At 65.9% G+C, this 21,435-nt stretch carries 18 protein-coding genes; 11 read left to right on the forward strand and 7 right to left on the reverse strand.

Annotation, left to right across the window (positions count from 1 at the left end):
- Positions 1 to 123: 123 nt before the first annotated feature.
- Together ACX3P1_RS08345 and ACX3P1_RS08350 are read right to left on the reverse strand one after the other, a co-directional pair.
- On the reverse strand, positions 124 to 480 hold the full coding sequence (locus ACX3P1_RS08345; RefSeq protein WP_459079108.1) for an Hpt domain-containing protein: 357 nt from the start codon (positions 478 to 480) through the stop codon (positions 124 to 126).
- Positions 480 to 1,274: a response regulator transcription factor gene (locus ACX3P1_RS08350; protein ID WP_459079109.1), complete on the reverse strand. Its 795-nt coding sequence runs from the start codon at positions 1,272 to 1,274 to the stop codon at positions 480 to 482. Before ACX3P1_RS08350 ends, ACX3P1_RS08345 begins: the two co-directional genes overlap by 1 nt.
- Before the next feature lie 71 nt (positions 1,275 to 1,345).
- Between ACX3P1_RS08350 and ACX3P1_RS08355 the strand changes: the two genes are divergently transcribed.
- The 7 genes from ACX3P1_RS08355 to ACX3P1_RS08385 all read left to right on the forward strand — a co-directional run bounded on the left by ACX3P1_RS08355 (position 1,346) and on the right by ACX3P1_RS08385 (position 9,966).
- The gene (locus ACX3P1_RS08355) at positions 1,346 to 1,753 is read left to right on the forward strand and encodes a response regulator (RefSeq protein ID WP_459079110.1); all 408 of its coding nucleotides are present in this window, start codon (positions 1,346 to 1,348) and stop codon (positions 1,751 to 1,753) included.
- A gap of 11 nt (positions 1,754 to 1,764) precedes the next feature.
- Positions 1,765 to 1,995 (forward strand): hypothetical protein, encoded by a 231-nt coding sequence (locus ACX3P1_RS08360; protein ID WP_459079111.1) that lies wholly within the window; start codon positions 1,765 to 1,767, stop codon positions 1,993 to 1,995.
- Positions 1,992 to 4,736, forward strand: a complete 2,745-nt coding sequence (locus ACX3P1_RS08365) for a sodium:solute symporter family transporter (protein WP_459079112.1) — start codon at positions 1,992 to 1,994, stop codon at positions 4,734 to 4,736. Before ACX3P1_RS08360 ends, ACX3P1_RS08365 begins: the two co-directional genes overlap by 4 nt.
- Positions 4,737 to 4,851: 115 nt before the next feature.
- On the forward strand, positions 4,852 to 5,397 hold the full coding sequence (locus ACX3P1_RS08370) for a DNA-3-methyladenine glycosylase (protein WP_459079113.1): 546 nt from the start codon (positions 4,852 to 4,854) through the stop codon (positions 5,395 to 5,397).
- Positions 5,398 to 5,478: 81 nt separating this feature from the next.
- A complete protein-coding gene (gene hrpB / locus ACX3P1_RS08375) occupies positions 5,479 to 7,962 on the forward strand; it encodes an ATP-dependent helicase HrpB (RefSeq protein WP_459079114.1) in 2,484 nt (827 codons plus the stop codon).
- 32 nt (positions 7,963 to 7,994) lie between these two features.
- Positions 7,995 to 9,320, forward strand: coding sequence for an ActS/PrrB/RegB family redox-sensitive histidine kinase (locus tag ACX3P1_RS08380; protein WP_459079115.1), 1,326 nt, complete (start codon positions 7,995 to 7,997; stop codon positions 9,318 to 9,320).
- 82 nt (positions 9,321 to 9,402) lie between these two features.
- Complete coding sequence (locus ACX3P1_RS08385; RefSeq protein ID WP_459079116.1) at positions 9,403 to 9,966, forward strand: ActR/PrrA/RegA family redox response regulator transcription factor; 564 nt, start codon at positions 9,403 to 9,405, stop codon at positions 9,964 to 9,966.
- A gap of 40 nt (positions 9,967 to 10,006) precedes the next feature.
- On the opposite strand, the gene ACX3P1_RS08390 is transcribed toward ACX3P1_RS08385, so the two are convergent.
- Positions 10,007 to 10,507 carry an MmcB family DNA repair protein gene (locus ACX3P1_RS08390; protein ID WP_459079117.1) on the reverse strand — a complete coding sequence of 167 codons (501 nt, stop codon included), beginning with the start codon at positions 10,505 to 10,507 and terminating at the stop codon, positions 10,007 to 10,009.
- A gap of 100 nt (positions 10,508 to 10,607) precedes the next feature.
- The gene (cueR, locus tag ACX3P1_RS08395; RefSeq protein ID WP_459079237.1) at positions 10,608 to 11,006 is read right to left on the reverse strand and encodes a Cu(I)-responsive transcriptional regulator; all 399 of its coding nucleotides are present in this window, start codon (positions 11,004 to 11,006) and stop codon (positions 10,608 to 10,610) included.
- A gap of 282 nt (positions 11,007 to 11,288) precedes the next feature.
- Here cueR and ACX3P1_RS08400 point away from each other — a divergent pair, with 282 nt between their 5' ends.
- Positions 11,289 to 11,903, forward strand: coding sequence for a L,D-transpeptidase (locus ACX3P1_RS08400; protein WP_459079118.1), 615 nt, complete (start codon positions 11,289 to 11,291; stop codon positions 11,901 to 11,903).
- A gap of 194 nt (positions 11,904 to 12,097) precedes the next feature.
- On the opposite strand, the gene ACX3P1_RS08405 is transcribed toward ACX3P1_RS08400, so the two are convergent.
- Both ACX3P1_RS08405 and ACX3P1_RS08410 read right to left on the reverse strand, forming a co-directional pair.
- On the reverse strand, positions 12,098 to 15,577 hold the full coding sequence (locus ACX3P1_RS08405; protein WP_459079119.1) for an indolepyruvate ferredoxin oxidoreductase family protein: 3,480 nt from the start codon (positions 15,575 to 15,577) through the stop codon (positions 12,098 to 12,100).
- Positions 15,574 to 16,989: an FAD-binding oxidoreductase gene (locus tag ACX3P1_RS08410; RefSeq protein WP_459079120.1), complete on the reverse strand. Its 1,416-nt coding sequence runs from the start codon at positions 16,987 to 16,989 to the stop codon at positions 15,574 to 15,576. The genes ACX3P1_RS08405 and ACX3P1_RS08410 overlap by 4 nt, the downstream gene beginning before the upstream one ends.
- Positions 16,990 to 17,115: 126 nt before the next feature.
- Between ACX3P1_RS08410 and ACX3P1_RS08415 the strand changes: the two genes are divergently transcribed.
- The 3 genes from ACX3P1_RS08415 to ACX3P1_RS08425 are packed head-to-tail and all read left to right on the forward strand — an operon-like array spanning position 17,116 to position 19,722.
- The gene (locus tag ACX3P1_RS08415) at positions 17,116 to 17,886 is read left to right on the forward strand and encodes a FadR/GntR family transcriptional regulator (RefSeq protein ID WP_459079121.1); all 771 of its coding nucleotides are present in this window, start codon (positions 17,116 to 17,118) and stop codon (positions 17,884 to 17,886) included.
- An 18-nt stretch (positions 17,887 to 17,904) separates the two neighbouring features.
- On the forward strand, positions 17,905 to 18,897 hold the full coding sequence (locus tag ACX3P1_RS08420) for an MDR family oxidoreductase (protein WP_459079122.1): 993 nt from the start codon (positions 17,905 to 17,907) through the stop codon (positions 18,895 to 18,897).
- 15 nt (positions 18,898 to 18,912) lie between these two features.
- Positions 18,913 to 19,722 (forward strand): enoyl-CoA hydratase/isomerase family protein, encoded by an 810-nt coding sequence (locus tag ACX3P1_RS08425; RefSeq protein WP_459079123.1) that lies wholly within the window; start codon positions 18,913 to 18,915, stop codon positions 19,720 to 19,722.
- Positions 19,723 to 19,734: 12 nt separating this feature from the next.
- Here the strand turns inward: ACX3P1_RS08425 and ACX3P1_RS08430 are convergent, their stop codons facing one another.
- The gene (locus tag ACX3P1_RS08430; protein ID WP_459079124.1) at positions 19,735 to 21,435 is read right to left on the reverse strand and encodes an AMP-binding protein; all 1,701 of its coding nucleotides are present in this window, start codon (positions 21,433 to 21,435) and stop codon (positions 19,735 to 19,737) included.

Here is a 21,435-nt window from a genome sequence, read left to right on the forward strand (position 1 = left end):
GCAACCGAACCGCGAGCGCCTAAAGCATGTCTCCCGAAAGTGGGAACCGGTTTCGGGGCAAAGACATGCGAGAAAACAACGATCTAAAGCACGACAAGCGAATCTGAAAGATCGCGACGCGCTTTAGGGATTGGCCAAACCCGCGTCCAGTTCGCGCAGGAGCGATCCGATTGCGCGGGCGATGGCGGCGCGCCGGCGCGCCGGCTTCCTGCCGGGTGGCGGGTCGACGATCGTGTCTTCCAGCGCGAGCGCCGCACCGCCGATCGCGCCAAAACCGAAGGTGCCCGCCGAGCCGCCGAGCCGGTGGGCAAGCGTGGCGATCTGCTTCAGCCGCGTTTCTAGCGCTTCAGCCTCCAGATCCCACAGGTCGCGCGCATGGTTGAAAAGCGTCGCCCGGTCGCCTTCCAGCCGGGCGGGGAAGGTTCCGTCCGGGTCCAGCGCCGCGAGGTCGATGCGCGCGGCATCCGCCGGGTGCGCCATCAGGCCATGTCCGGCTTCGTTTCCACCAGCCGGTAGCCGATCCCCCGGCGCGTCTCGATGGTCGCTTCAGCACCTGCCGCGCGAAGCGCCTGCCGCAGCTTGTAGACCTGCGCCTCGATCGTGTTGGTCGAAACCTCGTCGTTGAAGCCGTACAGCGTTTCCTCGATCATCCGCTTCGGGGTGACATGGTTCTTGCGGCGCACCAGAAGCTCCAGCAACTGGAATTGCTTGAGCGCCAGCGGCAGGCTGTCGCCGTCGATGACGGCTTCCAGCGAATCGCGGTCCACGACGATATTGGCGACCGACAAATGGTTTCCCTTCATCCGCGAGGGGCGGCGCAAAAGGGCCGTGACCCTGGCCCGCAACTCCGGCACGGCGAAGGGTTTGACCAGGTAGTCGTCGGCGCCGCGCGACAGGCCGCTGACCCGGTCCTCGACGCGGTTGCGGGCGGTCAGCACCAGGATCGGCGTCTCGATCAGGCGGCTGCGCAGGTCGCGCACCAGCTCCAGCCCGTCGCGGTCCGGCAGGCCCAGATCCACGATCATAAGCGCATAGGCGGTGTTGCGGGCGGCAAGCAGCGCATCGCCCGCAAGTTCCACCACGTCGACCGTAAAGCCGAGCGCGATCAACTCGCGCCGCACAAGGCCGGTCAGGTCGCGATCGTCGTCGACAACCAGTATCCGTGCCTGCGACAGGCCGGACAGATCATTGTTCTCGTCAGGCGTCGCGCCGTTGGTCAGCTTGCCGGCCCCATTCATCATGTCGCTGCGCGCCCCGGATGCAGTGATCGACATTTGTGCTAGTCTTGCCGGCCAAACACAAGAGGGCTACTAACTTTGCAGTCTATTCGGGAGGACAGCAACGCATGTCGGCCTCGGTCCTGATCGCCGACGACGACCCCAACATCCTGCTTGCCTTGAGTTATCTCATGCGGCGGGAAGGCCATGACGTACGCACGGCAACCGATGGCCAGGAGACGCTGGACGCCATCGCGCTGGCGGTCCCCGATCTCTTGTTGCTCGACCTGATGATGCCCAAGGCCAATGGCTACGATGTCTGCCGCACGCTGCGGGCAAGCCGCGCCTATGACGGCGTGCGCATCATCATGCTGACGGCCAAGGGGCGCGAAGCCGACCAGATCGCCGGTCTGGCGCTGGGGGCGGACGCCTATATCAGCAAGCCTTTCGCGATCGGCGACGTGGTTGCCTGCGTGGCGGACGTGCTTTGCGCCAGTCCGCGGCGGGTAGCCGCCGCCACTCCTTCCGAAGCATAGGGCGCGCGAAAATGCTTCGCCGGACAGCAAAGCGCGACCGGCTGGTCGGCCTGTTCATCGTCGCCTTCGTGCTGTTCAACCCGCCCATCCTCAATCTGGTCGGCGGAACGCTGTTCGGATGGCCCGCGCTCTATCTCTATCTCTTCGGCGTCTGGGCCGCGCTGATCGCGTTGACCGCCCTGGTCGTCGAGCGCGGCGGCGGATCGCCGCCGGGACGCGACAGGGACGGCGGCCGGCCATGAGCCAGCAATTCATCATCGCGGCCGCCGTCGTCTATCTGATGCTGCTGTTCGCGGTCGCCTATCTGGTCGAGCACAGCACCGGCCGCGTGTCGCGGCTGACCGGTTCCAGCCTCGTCTACACGCTTTCGCTGGCGGTTTATTGCAGCTCCTGGACCTTCAACGGCGGCGTCGGCCGCGCCTCGCAGTCGGGCCTGGACTTCCTGCCGATCTATCTCGGGCCGACGCTGGCCTTCCTGCTCGGCCCGGTGCTGATCCGGAAAATCCTGCGGGTCAGCCAGGCCAACCGCATCACCTCGATCGCCGATCTCATCGGCGCGCGCTTCAACAGCGGTGGGCTGGCGGCCCTTGTCACCATCATTGCCGTGATCGGGCTGGTGCCCTATATCGCGCTGCAGCTCAAATCCATATCGAGCGGCTTTGCGGCACTCAGCCAGAGCGGCGAGGCGGCGCACCCGATGATGCAGCCGCTTTTGGCCGACGGCGCACTGTGGGCGGCCATCGTGCTGACCGTCTTCGCCATGCTGTTCGGCAGCCGCAGCATCCATCCGGGCGAACACCATCCCGGCATGATGGTCGCCATCGCGCTCGAATCCATCCTGAAGTTCGTCTGCCTGACCGCCATCGGTCTGTTCGTCGGCTATGGCCTGTTCAACGGTTTCGGCGATCTCTTTGATCAGGCGCTGGCGCGGCCGGAGATCAGCGCCATCTTCGAATACACGCCCGACCGCTATGGCTACAACTGGATCGCCATGACGCTGCTGGCGATGCTGGCGGTGTTCTGCCTGCCGCGCCAGTTTCAGGTGATGGTGGTCGAGAATGTGGATGAGCGCCACCTCAACCGCGCACTCTGGCTATTCCCGCTCTATCTGCTGGCCATCAACCTGTTCGTGCTGCCCATCGCCATTGCCGGGCGCATGCTTTTGCCCATCGATACCGATCCGGACAATCTGGTGCTGGCGCTGCCGCTGGCGACGGGCCAGCCTTTCCTGGCGCTGATCGCGTTCCTCGGCGGGCTTTCAGCCTCGGCCAGCATGGTGGTGGTTGAAACCACGGCGCTCAGCCTGATGGTGTGCAACGACGTGGTGATGCCGGCGCTGCTGCGCGTCAAGGCGCTCGGCCTGGCGCAGAAAGCCGATCTGACGCGCCTGCTGTTATGGGTGCGCCGCATCGTCATGATCGCGGTGATGGCGCTCGGCTATTTCTACATGCGCCACGACAGCGCCCAGTTCGCGCTGGTTTCCATCGGCCTGATGTCGTTCGTGGCGGTGGCGCAGTTCGCGCCCGCCATCGTCGGCGGCCTGTTCTGGCGCGGGGCCAGCAAGGCCGGCGCGTTCGCCGGCATTTCGGCCGGTGTGCTGGTCTGGTTCTATACGCTGCTGTTGCCGTCCTTTGCCCGCTCCGGCGCGCTCGAAATCAATTTCATCGCCGACGGTCCGTTCGGCGCGGTGTTGCTGAAGCCCTATGCGTTGTTCGGCCTCGCCGGGCTGGATCCCGTCACGCACAGCGCGTTCTGGTCGCTGCTGGCCAATATCGGCGCTTTCCTCGTCGTTTCGATGATGGGCCGCCAGAGCCCGATGGAGCAGGCGCGCGCCGCCCTTTTCGTGGATACGGAGCATGTCGAAGGGGTGGCGCAAATCTGGCGGCGCACGGCGCGCGTTCCCGACCTGATGTCGCTGGTATCGCGCTTCCTTGGCCGCGAGAAGGCGGCGGCGGCCTTTGCCAGCTGGGCGCATGCGCGTGGCCTCGATCCGGCCACCGCCGTGCTGGCCGACGCCGAAACCGTGCTGTTTTACGAGCGGCTGCTGGCCGGCGTCATCGGCGCGGCTTCGGCGCGCGTCCTGGTCAGCGCGATCGTCGAGGAAGAGCAACTCGGCGTCGACGAGATGATGCGCATCCTGGACGAGACGTCGCGCATCATCGAGGCCAACAGGCAGTTGGAGGACAAGTCCCGCGCGCTGGAGGCGGCCACCGACGAACTGACGGAGGCCAACGCCCAGCTTCAGGTTCTGGACCGGCTGAAGGACGATTTCGTCGCCACCGTGAACCATGAACTGCGCACGCCGCTCGCCTCGATCCGCGCCTTTTCCGAAATCTTGCGCGACCATCCCGGCCTGCCGGACGAGGAGCGGAACGAGTTCCTGCGCATCGTCGTCACTGAATCCGAGCGCCTGACCCGGCTCATCAACCAGTTGCTCGATCTGTCCAAGATCGAAGCGACGGGGGCCATTCCGGCGCAAAGAACGGTCGTCGACCTAGCCGGCGTCATCCGCGAATCGACGGCCGCCATGTATCAGGTATTCGCGACGAGCAATGTCGAACTGGCGCTGCGCATCGAGGCCGATCCGGCGCTGGTTATGGGTGACCGCGACCGGCTCGTTCAGGTGGTCATCAACCTGCTCGGCAATGCGGCGAAGTTTTCGCCGGCCGACGGCGGGCTGGCGACGCTGCGGCTTCACCGCGCCGGCCGGGAATTCGAAATCTCGGTCAGCGACAACGGCCCCGGCATCCGCGCCGCCGATCGCGAGATCGTTTTCGAACGCTTCCGCCAGCTCGGCGACACGATGAGCGAAAAGCCGCATGGCGCCGGCCTCGGGCTGGCCATCTCGCAACGTATCATCACCCAGCATGGCGGGCGCATCTGGGTCGAGGACGCCAAGGGCGGCGGTGCTGCTTTCCGCGTGCGGCTGCCGGCCGCGCCGGCTTCCGCCACCGCCGAGGGCAAGCTCGAAAGCACGCCCTGAGCCGGCTTCCGGCTCGCCTGCCGTTTCCTGCGGAAATGCACCGACGGGCTTGCGAGGCGGTGCCGCATGACCGAGAACCGTCGCGGTTCCGCCATTAAGGATCGAAGGGCGAGCGATGGCATTGACGGCTTTCTTTTCCCGGCCGGCGCTTACCGTAGCCAAGGACCTTGTCGGCGCAGTGCTGCTTGTCAATGGAGCGGGCGGCGTAATCGTCGAAACCGAAGCCTATGAGCCGGACGATCCGGCCTCGCATGCCTTTCGCGGGCCGACGAAGCGAAACCGGGCGATGTTCGGGCCGCCGGCTCACGCCTATGTCTACCGTTCCTACGGCATCCATTGGTGCCTGAACTTCGTCTGCCTGCAAGGCCATGCCGTTCTCATTCGCGCGGTTGAGCCGACCGCCGGCCTCGACGCCATGGCCTTGCGCCGCAACACCGATAGGCCGCGCCTGTTGTGCTCGGGACCGGGGCGCTTGTGCCAGGCGCTCGCCGTCGACGCCTCGCTGGATGGACTTCCGCTGGACCAGCCGCCCTTCACGCTGAAACTAGCGACGGAGCCGGCAAGCGTCGCTGTCGGCCCGCGCATCGGCATCACCCGCGCCGCCGAATTGCCATGGCGCTTCGGGCTGGCCGGCTCGCCTTTCGTCAGCCGGCGGTTTTGAGCAGCCATGCGTGAAGCCCGGTTGTGCATCGCCCGTCGCCCCTGATATGCGCAAGCCTATGATTTTGAGCGCTGCCCAACCATGCGAGGCAAGGTGATATCCCCGGAGTTGCCCGACCTGCCGGTTACGGCTGCGCTACCGGCGCTGGGCGAAGCTCTTGCCGCCGGCAACGCCGCCGTGCTGGTCGCGCCGCCCGGTGCTGGCAAGACCACGCTGGTGCCGCTCGCGCTGCTCGATGCGTCGTGGCGCGGCGACGGCAAGATAATCCTGCTCGAACCCCGCCGTCTTGCCGCGCGCGCTGCCGCACGGCGCATGGCGTCGCTGCTCGGCGAGGAGCCCGGCGAAACGGTCGGCTACGCCATGCGCATGGAAAACCGCACTTCGGCGCGCACGAAAATCCTCGTCGTCACGGAAGGCGTGTTTTCGCGCATGATCCTCGACGATCCCGAATTGCCGGGCATCGCCGCCGTGCTGTTCGACGAATTCCACGAACGCTCGCTGGACGGCGATTTCGGGCTGGCGCTGGCGCTCGACGTGCAGGGCGCGCTGCGGCCGGATTTGCGCCTGCTGGTAATGTCGGCGACGCTAGACGGCGCGCGCGTGGCGAGGCTGCTTTCGGATGCGCCGGTGATCGAAAGCCAGGGCCGCGCCTTTCCGGTCGACATCCGCTACGAGGAGCGCCCGGCGGGCATGCCGGTCGAGGACGCCATGGCGAGGGCGATCCGGGCCGCCCTGGCCGATGAAACCGGCAGCATTCTCGCTTTCCTGCCCGGCCAGCGCGAAATTTTGCGCACGGCCGAGCGGCTGGAAGGAAGGCTCGCAGCCGATACCGTCATCGTGCCGCTCTACGGCCTGCTCGACGGCAAGGCGCAGGACGCCGCCATCAAGCCGTCGCCGGCCGGCCAGCGCAAGGTGGTGCTGGCGACCTCGATTGCCGAAACCTCCATCACCATCGACGGCGTGCGCGTCGTCATCGACAGCGGCCTGTCGCGGCTGCCGCGCTTCGAGCCGGCAAGCGGCTTGACCCGGCTGGAAACGGTGCGCGCAAGCCGGGCTTCCGCCGACCAGCGCGCCGGGCGCGCGGGGCGCACGCAGCCGGGTGTGGCGATCCGCCTGTGGCGGGCCGAGCAGACGGCGGCGTTGCCGGCTTTCACGCCGCCCGAAATCCTGGAAGCAGACCTTTCCGGCCTGGTGCTGGACTGCGCCGCCTTCGGCGTCGCCGATCCGGCCTCGCTTTCCTTCCTCGATCCGCCGCCGGCGCCAGCTCTTGCCGAGGCCAGAACGCTGCTGGGGGCGCTGCATGCCGTTGACGAAGCCGGACGGTTGACCAAACAGGGCGAGGCCATGCGCAAGCTGGCGCTGCCGGTGCGGCTGGCGCATATGGTGGCGGAGGCGGCGAAGAATGACCGCGCACAGGACGCCGTCCAGCTTGCCGTGCTGTTGACCGAGCGCGGTCTTGGCGGCGACGGCGTCGATCTCGAACGGCGGCTGATGCGGTTTCGCAACGAGAAATCGCCCCGCGCCAATGCGGCAAGGCAGTTGGCCGAAAAGCTGGCGCGCAGCATTTCGCCCCGCGTCGATCCTCACCGCACGGGAGAGAAAAACAGCGGCGCGCTGCTTCTGCATGCGTGGCCGGACCGCATCGCCAAGGCGCGGGGGATGCGCGGGCGCTTCGTGCTGGCCAATGGCTCGGGTGCTGCGCTCGACCCGGCCGATCCGCTGGCGGGCGAAGCGTTTCTGGTGGTGGCGGACCTGACCGGCAAGGCGCAGAACGCCCGTATCACGGCGGCGGCCGCCATCGACGAAGCCGATATCCGCGCCGCCTTGGGCGACAGGATCGAGACGCGCCGCGAAACGCTATTCGATCCTGACCGTCGCGCCGTGCGCGTGCGCGAAACCGTCCGGCTGGGTGCGATCACGCTTTCCGAACGCATGCTGCCGGCTCCTTCGGGCGCGGATGCGGACCGCGCCATCCTCGACGCGCTGCGCGAACACGGACTGGATCTGCTGCCGTGGAACGGGCAAGCGGAGACCTTGCGGCGGCGTCTTTCCTGGCTCAATCGCGGGCTTGGCGCGCCGTGGCCTGACGTTTCGGACGCAGCCCTGTTCCAAAACCTCGAAGAATGGCTCGCACCATTCCTGACCGGTGCCGCCGCCTTTGCCACCATCGACGCGAGCGTGATTTCCGCAGGGCTTGTCTCGCTGGTACCGCACGATCTGCAACGCAAGATCGAGGCGCTCGCGCCGACCCATTTCGACGCTCCCTCGGGCAGCCGCGTCCCCATCCGTTACGACGAGGAAGGCCCGGTGCTGGCGATCCGGGTGCAGGAACTGTTCGGGCTGGACCGCCACCCCTCGATTGCCGGCGGCACCGTGCCGCTGACGGTGGAGCTTTTGTCGCCGGCGCATCGGCCGATCCAGACGACGCGCGACCTGCCCGGCTTCTGGCGCGGCTCTTGGGCGGATGTGCGCGCCGACATGCGCGGCCGCTATCCCAGGCATGTCTGGCCCGAAAACCCGCTCCTTGCGCCGCCGACCAGCCGCGCCAAGCCGCGTGGCAGCTAGAATTTTTCGCCGTGCGCCTGTAAAGGCAGCAGATGAACGCTTTCCAGCACGCGCCCGATTTCCGGCAGAGCCAGCGGCTGCGCCTCAATACGCTGATCCGGCTGCGCTGGCTTGCCATTGTCGGCCAGAGCGTCACCGTCATCATCGTCGCCTATGGCTTGCAGTTTCCGCTGCCGGTCGGCCTGTGCTTCGCCTTCATCGCCTCGTCGGCCTGGCTCAACGTCATCCTCGCGCTGCGCTTTCCGGCCGCCCACCGGCTCAAGCCGCTGGCCGCGCTGGCGATCCTGGTTTTCGACAGTCTTCAGCTCGCCGGCCTGCTCTACATGACCGGCGGCCTCACCAACCCGTTCTCGCTGCTGATGACGGTACCTGTGGTCATTTCGGCGGCCTCCCTGCCGCTGCGCCTCACCGCGCTGCTTTGCGTGCTGGCGATGGGGACGGCGACGCTGCTGGTGTTCTTTCATCAGCCGCTGCCCTGGACCTCGGGCGCGCAGCTTGCCCTGCCGTTCGTCTATGTCGCGGGCATGTGGATGGCGCTGTTCTCGTCGATCTCGTTCACTGCCATCTACGCTTTTCGCGTTGCCGAGGAAGCCCGCCTGCTCGCCAATGCGCTGGCGGCCACCGAACTGGTGCTGCAGCGCGAACAGCATCTGTCAGCGCTCGACGGGCTGGCGGCGGCGGCGGCGCATGAACTGGGCACGCCGCTCGCCACCATCGCGCTCGTCGCCAAGGAGATGGAAAAGGCGCTCGGCACGGACTCGAAATACCGCGAGGACGTCACCTTGCTGCGTTCGCAAAGCGAGCGCTGCCGCGAGATCCTCAAGCGGTTGACCAGCCTGTCGTCAGAAGGCGAGCCGCAGCTTTCGAAACTGCCGTTGACCTCTCTGGTCGAGGAGGTGATCGCGCCGCATCGCGACTTCGGCATCTCGATCACCCTGCTGCCGGGCGAACGGATCGGGCCGGAGCCGGTCGGGCGACGCAACCCCGGCGTGCTCTACGGCCTCGGCAATCTGGTCGAGAACGCGGTGGATTTCGCCAGCACGAAGGTCACCATCCGCTGGAACTGGAACGACACAAGCGTCAACTTCTCCATCACCGACGACGGACCGGGCATTCCCGCCGAAATCATCGACCGCATCGGCGAGCCCTATATGTCGACGCGGCAGGGCGCGGAGCCCGGCGGCGGCCTCGGCCTTGGCCTGTTCATCGCCAAGACCCTGCTAGAACGCTCGGGCGCGACCTTGACATTCAACAATTCGAACGGGCCGGGCGAAGGCGCGGTCGTCTCCGTCGGCTGGCCGCGCGCCAGTTTCCTGCATTCGCCATCCGCCGAAACCGGCATGTTCGACACCGCGTGACGGCGGCGGCAGGACACTGGAATTGGACAAGCGCATGCAACAACGGTATTTGCTGAAGAGCGAGTAAAAAGGACGAACGACAATGAACGGCGAAGATGCCGCTGACGGCATGGTAACGGGCGACGACACCTCCCTTCTGATCGTCGAGGACGACAAGCCTTTCCTGACCCGGCTGGCGCGCGCCATGGAAACTAGGGGTTTCGTGGTCGACACCGCCGAAAGCGTCGAGGAAGCAGTCGCCAAGGCGCGGGCCAATCCGCCCGCCTACGCCGTGGTCGACATGCGGCTTGGCGACGGCAACGGGCTGGACGTGGTAGAAGCCATCCGCGAAAAGCGCGCAGACGCCCGCACCGTCATTCTCACCGGCTATGGCAATATCGCCACGGCGGTAACGGCGGTAAAGCTCGGCGCGGTCGACTATCTGTCGAAGCCGGCCGACGCCGACGACGTGTTCGCCGCCCTTACCCGCACCGCTGGCGAGCGCGCGGCACCGCCGGAAAACCCGATGTCGGCCGACCGCGTGCGTTGGGAACACATCCAGCGTGTCTATGAAATGTGCGAGCGCAACGTCTCCGAAACCGCCCGCCGCCTCAACATGCATCGCCGCACGCTGCAGCGCATCCTGGCCAAGCGCGCGCCGAGGTAGGAAAAGAGCGAATAGGGAATAGGGTATTTTCTACTCCCTACTATTCACTCTCTCCCTCCACTGCCGGGACCGAGACGCCGGCCAGTTCGGCCGCCAGCAGGCGGGCCGCGCCGGCGCGGGCGATCCGTAGCATCAGCGCCTTGCGCGTCGCTGCAGCCATCCGATGTTCCGGCGCGTCGCGCATGATTTCCGCGCCATAGCCGTCCGAGAGAATAAATCCGCATTCGGGCGGGAAGATTTCCGCCGGCACGCCCGGATGGGTGGCGAAGAAGAACCGATCCGAATGCAGCCGGTAATCCGGCCATTTGCGATCGACCCGATAATCCTCGACCGAGGACTTTATCTCGATGATCCAGATGTCGCCCGACCGCGTCAGCGCGACGAGGTCGGCGCGCCGCCCCGTGGCCAGCGACAGTTCGGGCAGCACATGCGCGCCCATCTGCACAAGCAGGCGCTGCACCCCGCGCCGCACCAGCATGGCGCGCTCCGACTGGCGGCCGTCGATGAGGGGATTGGATAGAATCGGGGATACGATGGGCATGGGCCGATCATGCCTGATTCTGTTCACGGTTTGAACCCGTGCAAGGCGGGTGCTGACGCTTTTCCGATTCCGCTCGCCGATCTCGGCGTGGCATTGGCCTTCACGTCGTAGAAGCCGCGCCAGCCATTTCTTCCAAAATCGGGCAGTCGGGGCGGGCGTCGCCATGGCAGGCGTGGATGAGCGTCTGCAGCGTGGCGCGCATCGACTGAAGCTCGCGCACCTTTTCCTCGATCGCCGCGACATGGGCGGAAGCGATCCGGCGGACGTCGGCACTGGCGCGCTCGCGATCGTGGTAGAGCGCCATCAACTGCCGGCAATCCTCTATCGAAAAGCCGAGCGTGCGGGCGCGCTTCAGGAAGGCGAGCCGATGGACGTCGCTGCCCGAATAGGCGCGATAGCCGTTGTCGGCGCGCTCGGGCAAGATGAGGCCGATCTCCTCGTAATAGCGGATGGTCTTGGCTGGAAGCCCGGCACGCCGGGCGGCTTCACCGACATTCATGGTCTTGTCCTCGTCTGGCTCTACACTTCGATTGAGCATCGGAATAATCCGAAAACCGGTACCCACTTTCGGTCCGATGCTCCAGGCGCAGTCACGCCGTTGAATCTGCTTCACATTCCCGTGACCACTGTTGTGAAAATGCCACAGCGCGGCGCTTTATGGCAGCGCTCCGTAGCGCATATAGGCACCGCCTGCTTGGCAGGCAAAGCAAATGCCCGCATGAATGAAGGCGGAACCATGGCGCGAATCGGGTCATGCGTGGTTGGGCGGGGCATCGTTTTCATGCGCATCAAATCTCTTTTCATCGCTGCATCGCTGGCTGTCGCCCTATCGGGTTGCAGCACGGTTGGCCCGATGCAGGTGTTTACCAACAATTACGGCGCCGTCACCGACGCGGGTTACCGCCTGCCGCGCATCCCCATCGAAAAGGTGCCGATGAAGTACCGGCGCCAGATCGTGCGCTACGACACGGCCGAAAAGCCCGGCACCATCATCGTCGATACCGGCAACAAGTTTCTCTATTTCGTCATGGGTGACGGCAAGGCGATGCGCTACGGCATCGGCGTCGGCCGCGAGGGCATGGAGTGGCACGGCACCGCCCGCGTCGCGCTGAAGCGCGAATGGCCGACCTGGACGCCGCCCGCCGCCATGATCGGGCGCCAGCCGGAACTGAGGAAATGGGCGGGTGGCATGCCGCCCGGCCTGACCAACCCGCTCGGCGCGCGCGCTCTTTATCTGTTCAACAAGGGCGGCGATTCGGGCTATCGCCTGCACGGCAGCCCGGAATGGAACTCGATCGGACACGCCATGTCGTCGGGCTGCATCCGGCTGATGAACCAGGACATCATCGACCTCTACAGCCGCGCCGATGTCGGCGCCAAGGTCATCGTGATGTAACGAAGAAAATAGGCGGACCGTCCAGGCAACAACGGACGTCCCAGGGCATCGGACCGAAAAGCGGTTACCCGTTTTCGGAAAATCCGATGCTCACTTAAACCGTCGAAGCGTCCAGCCGGACGCCCGGCGCTCCAATGAAAACCGGGCTGTTCTGGCCCGGTTTTTTGTTTTCTGGACGCCGGCAAAGTCAGGCTCTATGCCAAGCTGGCGCCACGCGCGATGAATGTCGATTGGTCCTGGGGCCCCGGTTGCTCCAGGCTTGTCAGCAATTCTGTCTTGCGTTGCTGGAAGCGCTTGGCGGCGGCCTGCTTTATATGACCGTAGCCGCGGATTTCTTCCGGCAGGCCGGCAAGCTCGGTGGCGGTCGCCAGGTTTTCCCGGTCCAGCCGCGCCGTCAGATCCTCGACGAGCGCGAAATATTCCTCGATCAGCCGGCGCTCCATCCGGCGCTCAGTGGTTCGGCCGAACGGGTCGAAACGCGTGCCGCGCAGTCCCTTGGCGCGATCCAGAAGCCAGAATAGGGGCTCGATCCAGCGGCCGACCTCGATCTTTGCTGGATGGCCGGTGCGCGGATCGATACGTGTCAGCATCGGTGGCGCGAGATTGTAGCGGATTTTATAGCTGCCCTCGAACTGCTCGGTGAGCTTGCGCCGGAATGCCGGGTCGCGATGCAGCCGCGCCACCTCGTATTCGTCCTTGTAAGCCATCAGCTTGAACGCCGCTTTGGCGACTGCCGTCGCGAAGGGCGCAGCACCGGCCCCCAGGCGTTCTTCCGCCTGCCGGGCCTTGTCGACCAGGGCGCGATAGCGCTCGGCATAGGCGGCGTTCTGGTAGCCGGTGAGGAAGGCGGCGCGGCGCGCGATCACGTCATCCAGCGTCTGCGCCGGCGGCGTGGGGGCGGCCGCCAGCCCCGCCTGTGCGGTGACGAAAGCGATGTCCTGCGCCGAACGGCGGCCCCAGGCAAAGGCGGCGCGGTTCATCGCCACGCCGGCACCATTGAGGTCGATGGCGTTCTCGATTGCCGCGCGGCTGATCGGCACGAAGCCTTTTTGCCAGGCATGGCCGAGCAGGAACATGTTGGCCGCGATCGCGTCGCCAAACAGGGCTGTCGCGAGCTTCATGGCGGGCAAGGTGACAAGGGCGTCCTCGCCGGCGGCATTGCGCAGGCGGCGTAGCGTCGCGGCCTCCCGGAAGTCGATGGTGGTGTCCTTCACGAAGGCGGCGGTCGGCGCGAAATGGTCATCGACAACCGCTTGGGTCCTGCCCTTGCCGAAGGTGGCGATGACATTTTGCGAAGCGGTTGCGACGAGGTCGAAGCCAAGCACGAGATCGGCCTCGGTCTGGCCGATGCGCGCGGCGTTGAGGAAGTGCGGCTCTCTGGCCAGCCGGATATGCGAAACGACCGTGCCGTTTTTCTGCGCCAGCCCGGTTTGATCGAGCGTCACCACAGACAACCCGTCGAGATGGGCGGCCTGCGACAGGATCGCACTGACGGTAATGACGCCGGTACCGCCGATGCCGGCCAGCAGCATGCTGTAGGGCTGGCTGTGCAGAACGGGCAGGCTCGGCTCGGGCAGATTGGCGTCCGCCTCGCCGGCCGCCTTGGCGCGCGGTTTGCGGATGCGCGCGTTTTCGACGCTGACGAAGCTTGGGCAGAACCCTTTGACGCAGGTGAGATCGGTGTTGCAACTCGACTGGTTGATGGCGCGCTTGCGGCCGAATTCGGTTTCGCGCGGCTCGACCGAAATGCAGTTGGACACCGCCGAGCAATCGCCGCAGCCCTCGCAGACCAGCTCGTTGATGAAGACGCGCTTGGGCGAGACGGGATAGGTGCCGCGCTTGCGCCGGCGGCGCTTTTCCGCCGCGCAAACCTGATCGTAGACCAGCACGGTCACGCCCTCGATCTCGCGCAACTCGCGCTGCACGCCGTCAAGTTCGTCGCGGTGGTGGACAGTGACCGCGCGCGGCAACTGGCCGGCCAGAAGCTGCGGCCGTTCGGAAACGACAACGACCCGTTTGGCGCCTTCGGCCAGGACCTGGCCGACAATCAGCGGCACCGACAATTCGCCGTCATGGCGCTGGCCGCCGGTCATGGCCACCGCATCGTTATAGAGGATCTTGTAGGTCGCGTTGACCTTGGCGGCGATGCCCGCGCGGATGGCAAGCAGGCCCGAATGGAAATAGGTGCCGTCGCCCATATTGACGAAGATGTGCTTCTCGTCGGTGAAGGGCGACAAGCCGATCCACGCGCCGCCTTCGCCGCCCATCTGGGTGAAAGTCGAGGTGTCGCGCTCCATGCCGATCACCATCATATGGCAGCCGATGCCGGTGGAGGCGCGGCTGCCCTGAGGCACGACGGTGGAGGTCGAGTGCGGGCAGCCCGAGCAGAAATAGGGATCGCGGCTAAGCAGGCCGGGCTCGGCCGGAACAGGATTGCCGATGCTGGCCAACCGCTCGGTCCCATCGGTGAGGCCGAGCCAGGCGACGATCGCCCTTGCAACGGAAAGCGTGCCGATTTCGCCGGTGAAAGGCAACAGGCGGCCCTTGTCCGGGCCGCTCTTGCCGAACACAAGGGGGCGGCTTTCGGCCGGCAGGTTGAACAATTGCGCCTTGATCTGTTCTTCGATGACGGGGCGCTTTTCCTCGACGACGAGGATTTGTTCCAGCCCCTCGGTGAATTCGCGCAGGCCTTGCGGCTCCAGCGGCCAGACCATGCCGACCTTGTAGAGACGGATGCCGAGTTCGGCCGCGCGTGCCTCGTCGATGCCAAGCAGGGCCAGCGCGCCCTTGAGGTCGAGCCATGACTTGCCGGTCGATACGATGCCAAGCCGCGCCCTGGGCGCTGGCCATATCTGCCTGTCGAGCCGGTTGGCGCGGGCGAAAGCCAAAATGGCGGCGAGCTTGGCTTCCTGCCGCACTTCCATGGCCTGCTGCCCGTCGGGCCAGCGTATGGACAGCCCATCCGCAGGCAGCGGCATATCGGGAAGGATGATGGCGGGGCTTGCCGGGTCCAGATCGACCGTCGCGGAGCACTCGACGATCTCGGTCTGGCACTTGAATCCGACCCAGGCGCCGCAATAGCGGCTCATCGCAAAGCCGAGCAGGCCGTATTCGATATACTCGCTCACGCCTGCCGGCGACAGCAGCGGCACCATGGCCGAAATCAGATTGTGCTCGCTTTGGTGCGGAAGCGTGGAAGACACCGCGCCATGGTCGTCGCCGACGAGGAGCAGAACGCCGCCATGCCTGCTGGTGCCGGCGGCGTTGGCGTGGCGAATGACGTCCATGCTGCGGTCGACGCCGGGGCCTTTGCCGTACCACATCGAAAACACGCCGTCGTAGCGCGCGCCCGAAAACATGCCGGTCTGCTGGGTACCCCAGACGGCGGTCGCCGCCATGTCCTCGTTCAGGCCGGGCTGGAAGACGATATGGCATTCTTTCAGGTATTTTGCGGCGTTGCCCATTTCGCGATCGAACCCGGCCAGCGGCGAGCCGCGATAGCCGGAGACATAGCCTGCCGTATTCAAGCCGGCGGCGAGATCGCGCTGACGCTGGATCATGGGAAGACGGATCAGCGCCTGCGTGCCCGAAACCAGGATACGGCCGCGTTCGAGCGTGTAGCGCTCGTCGAGCGGGGACGGCATGCCGCTCTTTGAAGTCCTGGCCGCGTTCATGGCTGCGCTCGCGTGTCGGTTCGGGCATGTGGCATGTCGAAGATGCGGCCCGGATTGAGGATGTTGTTGGAATCGAACGTCGATTTCAGGCGGCGCATCGCCGCGATTTCGGCTGGACTGCGCGTCAGGTGCAAAAAAGCCTTCTTGTCGAGGCCGATGCCATGTTCGGCGGAAATCGACCCGCCTGCCTGCGCGACGCAGTCGAAAACGGCGGCCGCGAGATCGTTTGCGCGTTCGGTGCGCGCGACATAGTGCAAATTGCCGTCGCCGAGATGGCCGAAAATATAGACCCGCGCCGCCGGGTCGGCGTGGCTTTGGGCGGCAGCGGCCAGATCGAGGAATTCACCCATGTGCGGCAGCGGCAGGCTCACGTCGAGGCTGAGCATCGCCCCTTCGGCGAACAGGAAGCGGTTGCAATCGTCGCGCAGCGCCCACAGAGCATGAAACTCGCGCTCCGACTGCGATAAAACGACATCGTCGACCAGACCGTCCTCGATCGCTTGCGCCAGTGCGTCGGTCAGGGCATCCCGACCCATGCCGGGTGCCATGGATTGAACGTCGGTCAGCACGTAGACCGGCGAGGAAAGCGCCACCGGAGCGGTCAGGCTGAGCGCCGACACCATATCCGCCATCAGCGGCGCGAGGATCACTTCGAAAGCGCCAAGCGCGCCGCCGAGGCGTCCGCGCAGGAATTTCAGCAGGCCAAGCGCGGCATCAAGCGAAGGCAGCGAGCAGAACGCGGCGGCTTGTTCGAGCGGCCTGGGCTGCAATCGCAGGCAGGCGCGCGTAACGACGCCGAGCGTGCCTTCGCTGCCGATGAAAAGCTGGCTGAGATCGTAGCCGGAATTATCCTTGGCCAGCCCCTTGAGCGAAGAGAGGACGCTGCCGTCGGCTAGCACTGCCTCCAGCCCCAGGACCTGCGCACGGAAATTGCCGTAGGCAAGGACGCGGATGCCGCCGGCATTGGTGGCGATATTGCCGCCGATGGTGGCGGTGCCGCGCGCGCCGATATCGACGCCGAACAGCATGCCGGCCGCATCCGCCTTTTCCTGCACGGCCTGAAGGGCAGCGCCGGCAGCGGCGATGACGGTACCCGCCATCGGCTCGACCGCTTCGATCGCGGTCATGCGTTCCAGCGACAAGACCGCCTCGCCGGGCAGGACGCGGGCGCCGCCCGACAGTCCGGTGCGGCCACCCTGGACGACGAGCGGCAGGCGCCCCGCGTTGCACGCCTTCAGGATCGCGGCCACATCGGCAGTGTCGCGCGGCCGCATCACCAGTTTCGGCCGTACGCCCGGCTCGCCGGAAAGATCGTCGCTGTAGCGTGGCCCGACCGCGTCGCCGACGAGGATCGCCGCCCGGTCGAGCCGCGCTTCAAGGAGGGAGAGAACCTGTTCTGTGGGTTGCGTCATGATGCCTGGAAAGTCCGGGGTAGCCATATCGAGCGACCGTCGGAAGCAGCTTATTTTGCTTGCAATATTTGTCAAACCTATATTGTTTGGTTTTGGCCTGCGGGAAGACCGGGCTATGGAGGTCGAATGCCGATCGAATATCAGGAAGTGGTGCGCATCGGCGTGGCCCGGCAGGTCTCCGAAAAGATTCGCGAGGCGATCCTCTCCGGCCGGCTCCAGATCGACGAGCGGCTTCCCACCGAAGAAGATCTGGCGAAAAGCTTCGGCGTATCCCGCCCGACCGTGCGCGAGGCGTTGAAGCGGTTGGCTGCCCAAAACCTCATCCGTTCGCAACGCGGCCCGTCGGGCGGCACGTTTGTCAGCCGTCCAGATCCCAAAGGACTGTCGGCCGCCATCACTGGGGCCGCGACGCTTCTGGTCGGGGTCGGGGCCTTCGATATCGACGAGATTATCGGCGCGCGGCTGGAAACGGAAGCAATCTGCAGCCGGCTCGCCTGCGAGCGGCGCAGCGCGGCGGATCTCGAGGCGATGCGCGCGGAAATCGAAATGCAGCGCCGTCCTTCGCTGAGCGACGAGGAATTCTGCGCTTCCGACGTGCGCTTCCACCGTTCGGTGGTCGAGGCCGCCGGCAACGGCCCGCTCAGCCTGATGATGTACACCGTCGTCGAGGCCTTCATGCCGATCACCAACATGATCGTTTCGCATGTGCGCGAGCGCAGCGCCGTTGCCGCCTTTCACGAAAGGCTGGCCGATACCATCGAGGCGCGCGACCCGAAGGCGGCGGGCGACGTGCTGGGCGAGCTTCTCGCCTATCTTCGCCAAAGCTATGCGACCAGCCTGGCCCGGCGCGCCGAACGGCAGCCGTCCCGCGCGGGCGCACCAACGCATTCTGCATAACCTATACCGGAGAGTTTTATGAGCGAGACGTTTACCGCATTGATGATCGAGGATGTCGACGGCAAGCCGCGCGCCGGCTTCCGTGAAATCACCAGGGCCGATCTGCCGGATAACGACGTTCTGGTCGAGGTCAGCTATTCGAGCCTCAACTACAAGGACGGTCTTGCCGTTTCGGGCAAGGGACGCATCGCGCGCCGCCTGCCGATGATCGCGGGTATCGACATGGCCGGCACGGTGGTCGAATCGCGCTCGCCGCAATGGAGGGCGGGCGACCGGGTGATCGCCAATGGCTGGGGCATGTCGGAGACGGAATCGGGTGCCTATACGCGCTTCCAGCGGATGAAGCCGGAATGGCTGATGCCCCTGCCGCAAGCCTTCACCATGCAGCAGGCGATGGCGATCGGGACTGCCGGCTATACGGCGGCGCTGTGCGTGGACGCGCTCGAAAGATGGGGCGTTATCCAGAAGGGCAGCGGCGAAGTGCTGGTAACGGGGGCTGCCGGCGGTGTCGGCTCGACCGCCGTCAGCCTGTTGTCGTCGAAAGGCTATAGCGTCGTTGCCTCGACCGGCCGCGCAGCCGCGCACGATTATCTGCGCTCGCTTGGCGCCACGTCCTTTATCGACCGCGCGGAACTTTCGGTCGCGCCGAAGCCCCTGCAAAAGGAGCGCTGGAGCGGCGCGGTGGATTCGGTCGGCTCCACGACGCTTGCCAACGTTTTGGCGCAGACCGTCTATGGCGGCGCGGTTGCGGCCTGCGGCCTTGCCGGCGGCCACGATTTGCCCGCCACGGTCATGCCGCACATCCTGCGCAGCGTCGCGCTCATCGGTGTCGATTCCGTCTATGCGCCGATGGCCCGTCGCGAGCAGGCATGGCAGACGCTGGCCGACCATCTCGACCGCGACAAGCTTGCCGCGATGACCGAGACGCGGAAGATGGCCGAACTGCCCGAACTCGCCAACCAGATCCTGGCCGGATCGGTGCGCGGCCGTGTCGTCATCGAAATCGCATAAGGCAGGGAGAGCGCCATGAGCAGCGATGTCGTAATTTGGGAAAAGGACGCCGAGGACGCATTCGTCACCCTCACCCTCAATCGTCCCGACAAGATGAACGCCATGAACCAGGAGCTTGGCGATGCGCTGGAGGCGGCGATCGCCCGCGCGATCAAGGACCCGGACGTGCGCGCCTTGATCGTCACCGGCGCGGGCCGGGCGTTCACCGCCGGCTTCGATCTCGGCGGCGAGGATTTCGAGATGGGGACGGAGGCCTGGCGCGAGGATATCGGCGCGAACATGCGGCGCATGCAGTTCATCCGCGAAGCGCCGATCCCGATCATCGCCGCCGTCAACGGCTATGCGCTGGCGGGCGGGCTGGAATTGATGATGTGCTGCGACATGACGATAGCGGCCGAGGATGCGATGCTGGGCGAGCCGGAGGTTCGCCACGTCTCGGCGCCGCCGACCCTGATGCTGCCCTGGACCGTGCCGATGATCCATGCCCGCCATCTGATGTACACCGGCGACTTGATCGACGGGCGCGAGGCGGCGCGCATCCACCTCGTCAACAAAGCCGTGCCGCGCGACCAGCTCAAGGCCGAGAGCGAGAAACTGGCGCGCAAATGCGCCCGTATGCCGGGTGCGGCGATCAAGTTTGCCAAGGCTGCGCTGAACCACCAGCAGGAAACCTCCGGGCTTTCCAGTTCCTGGGCCTACAACCGCGAAACGACGGCGATCCTGCATGGCTCGGAAGAAGGGCGGCAATGGATGCGGCTGCTCAAGGACCATTCGCTGAAGGAATTTCTCGACATCCGCGAAAAACCGTTTCGCGAACTCGACTGACCGGCAAACGGGTCAGGCGCCCGAGGGTGCCTGGCCCGCGCCCGCCCGCAGCGCGGCGAACAGTTCCGCATGATTGCGCAAATAGCGCGCCTGCACGATCTGTCCCTTGTCCGACAGTTCACCCTTGTCGCGCTGGGCCTGCGTCGTTGCCAGGCAGAAGCGGACGATCGCCGTCGAGCTTCCGGGATTGGCAAGGTTCCACCCATGGATGCGCGCGGCGAGCTTTTCCGCGAGATCGGGATCGGCCTTGTGCGAGGGGTCGGGAAACACCAGCGCCACCAGCGTATCGCAGCCCTCGCCGGCGATGACGATGTCGGCGGCCAGCGGCGCGCATTGCGCCATCAGCCCGGCGCGCAAGGCACCCGTCCGCACCTTGACCCCGCTCGACAACTTGAAGTCTTCGGCAAGCCTTCCGTCGAAGCGAAACACCGCAATTCCGTCCGAGCGCTTCTCCAGCACGGCCGCGTCGCCCGTCCGGTAAAAGCCGGCTTCGTCCATCGGAAGATCTATCCGGCGGTCGCCGATGAGGTAACACGGCGCGATGTTGGGGCCGGCGACGCGCAACTCGCTGCGCCCCTCGACATCGACCAGCGCGATCCGGTGGCCGGGCAGCGGCTGGCCGAGTTCGCCGGGCTTTTCCAGCGGCGCCGGCGACAGCGTGATGGTCGAGGCCGCCTCGGTGGCGCCATAGCCGGACAGTATCTGAAAATCGCCATGGCCGTCGCGAAAGGCGGCAAGCCTGCGCCACAGTCCGGCATCGATGCCGGCTCCCGCAAAGAAGATCGCCTTCAGGTTGCGGGTGAAGGCGAGGGCTGCCGGCATGTCGGTTTCCAGCCGGTCGAGCAAAAGCCGCAGGCCCAGCGGAACGGCGACGTGTAGCGTCGGGCCAACCCGCGTCAGGGTGCGGATGCTGGCGTCGATGGTTGTCGGGCCAGGTGCTGCATCGACATGCATGCAGCCGCCATTCCAGATGACCTTGAAGATATTGTCCAGCCCGCCGAAGACATGGTGCCAGGGCAGCCAGTCGACCAGCACCGGCGGCGTCTCGGCCAGAAACGGCCACATGGCCGCGACCGCGCCCTGGTTGGAGGAAATCATGCCGCGCGTGATCGGCACGCCTTTCGGCGCACCGGTGCTGCCGGAGGTGAAGAAGATCGCGGCCCAGTCGTCGGGTGTCGCTTGCGCGTCGACCCCGCCGGGCGGTTCATCGGTGCTTTGGCGCACCAGCTCGCCAAGCGACAGCGCGCCCATGCCCTCGATGGCGCGATGCCCGGGCGGCGCGACGATCAGCTTGGGCCGGGCGGCGTCGAGGAAGGGTTTTGTGTCGGCGTTTCTGACGCCGCTGCCGAAGGAAAAGGGAGGCAGGCTCGTGTGGACTAAGCCCCCGCACAAGCAGGCAAGTTTGAGCGTCAGCGCATCGATGCCGGCCGGCGCAAGCGACGCCACGCCGTCGCCCTTGCGCAGCCCGAAGCGGTTGGCAAGCACCTGCTTCAGCGCGCGAGCGCGCAAAAGCATTTCGCCATAGCCGACCGAGCGCCGCTCGCCCGCGTCGGGTTCTGAAAGAACGGTTGCGTCCGGCTGGATCGCCGCCCAGTGGGCGAAGCGTGCGAATATGTCGGGCAGGCCGGCAGGAAGGGGGGTGGAACTGCGATAGACACGACGGCCCGCCGAAGCCGGCTCTTCGATCAGGGTCTGAGCCTGTGCCACCAGCAT

Source organism: Mesorhizobium sp. A623 (genome assembly GCF_054489405.1).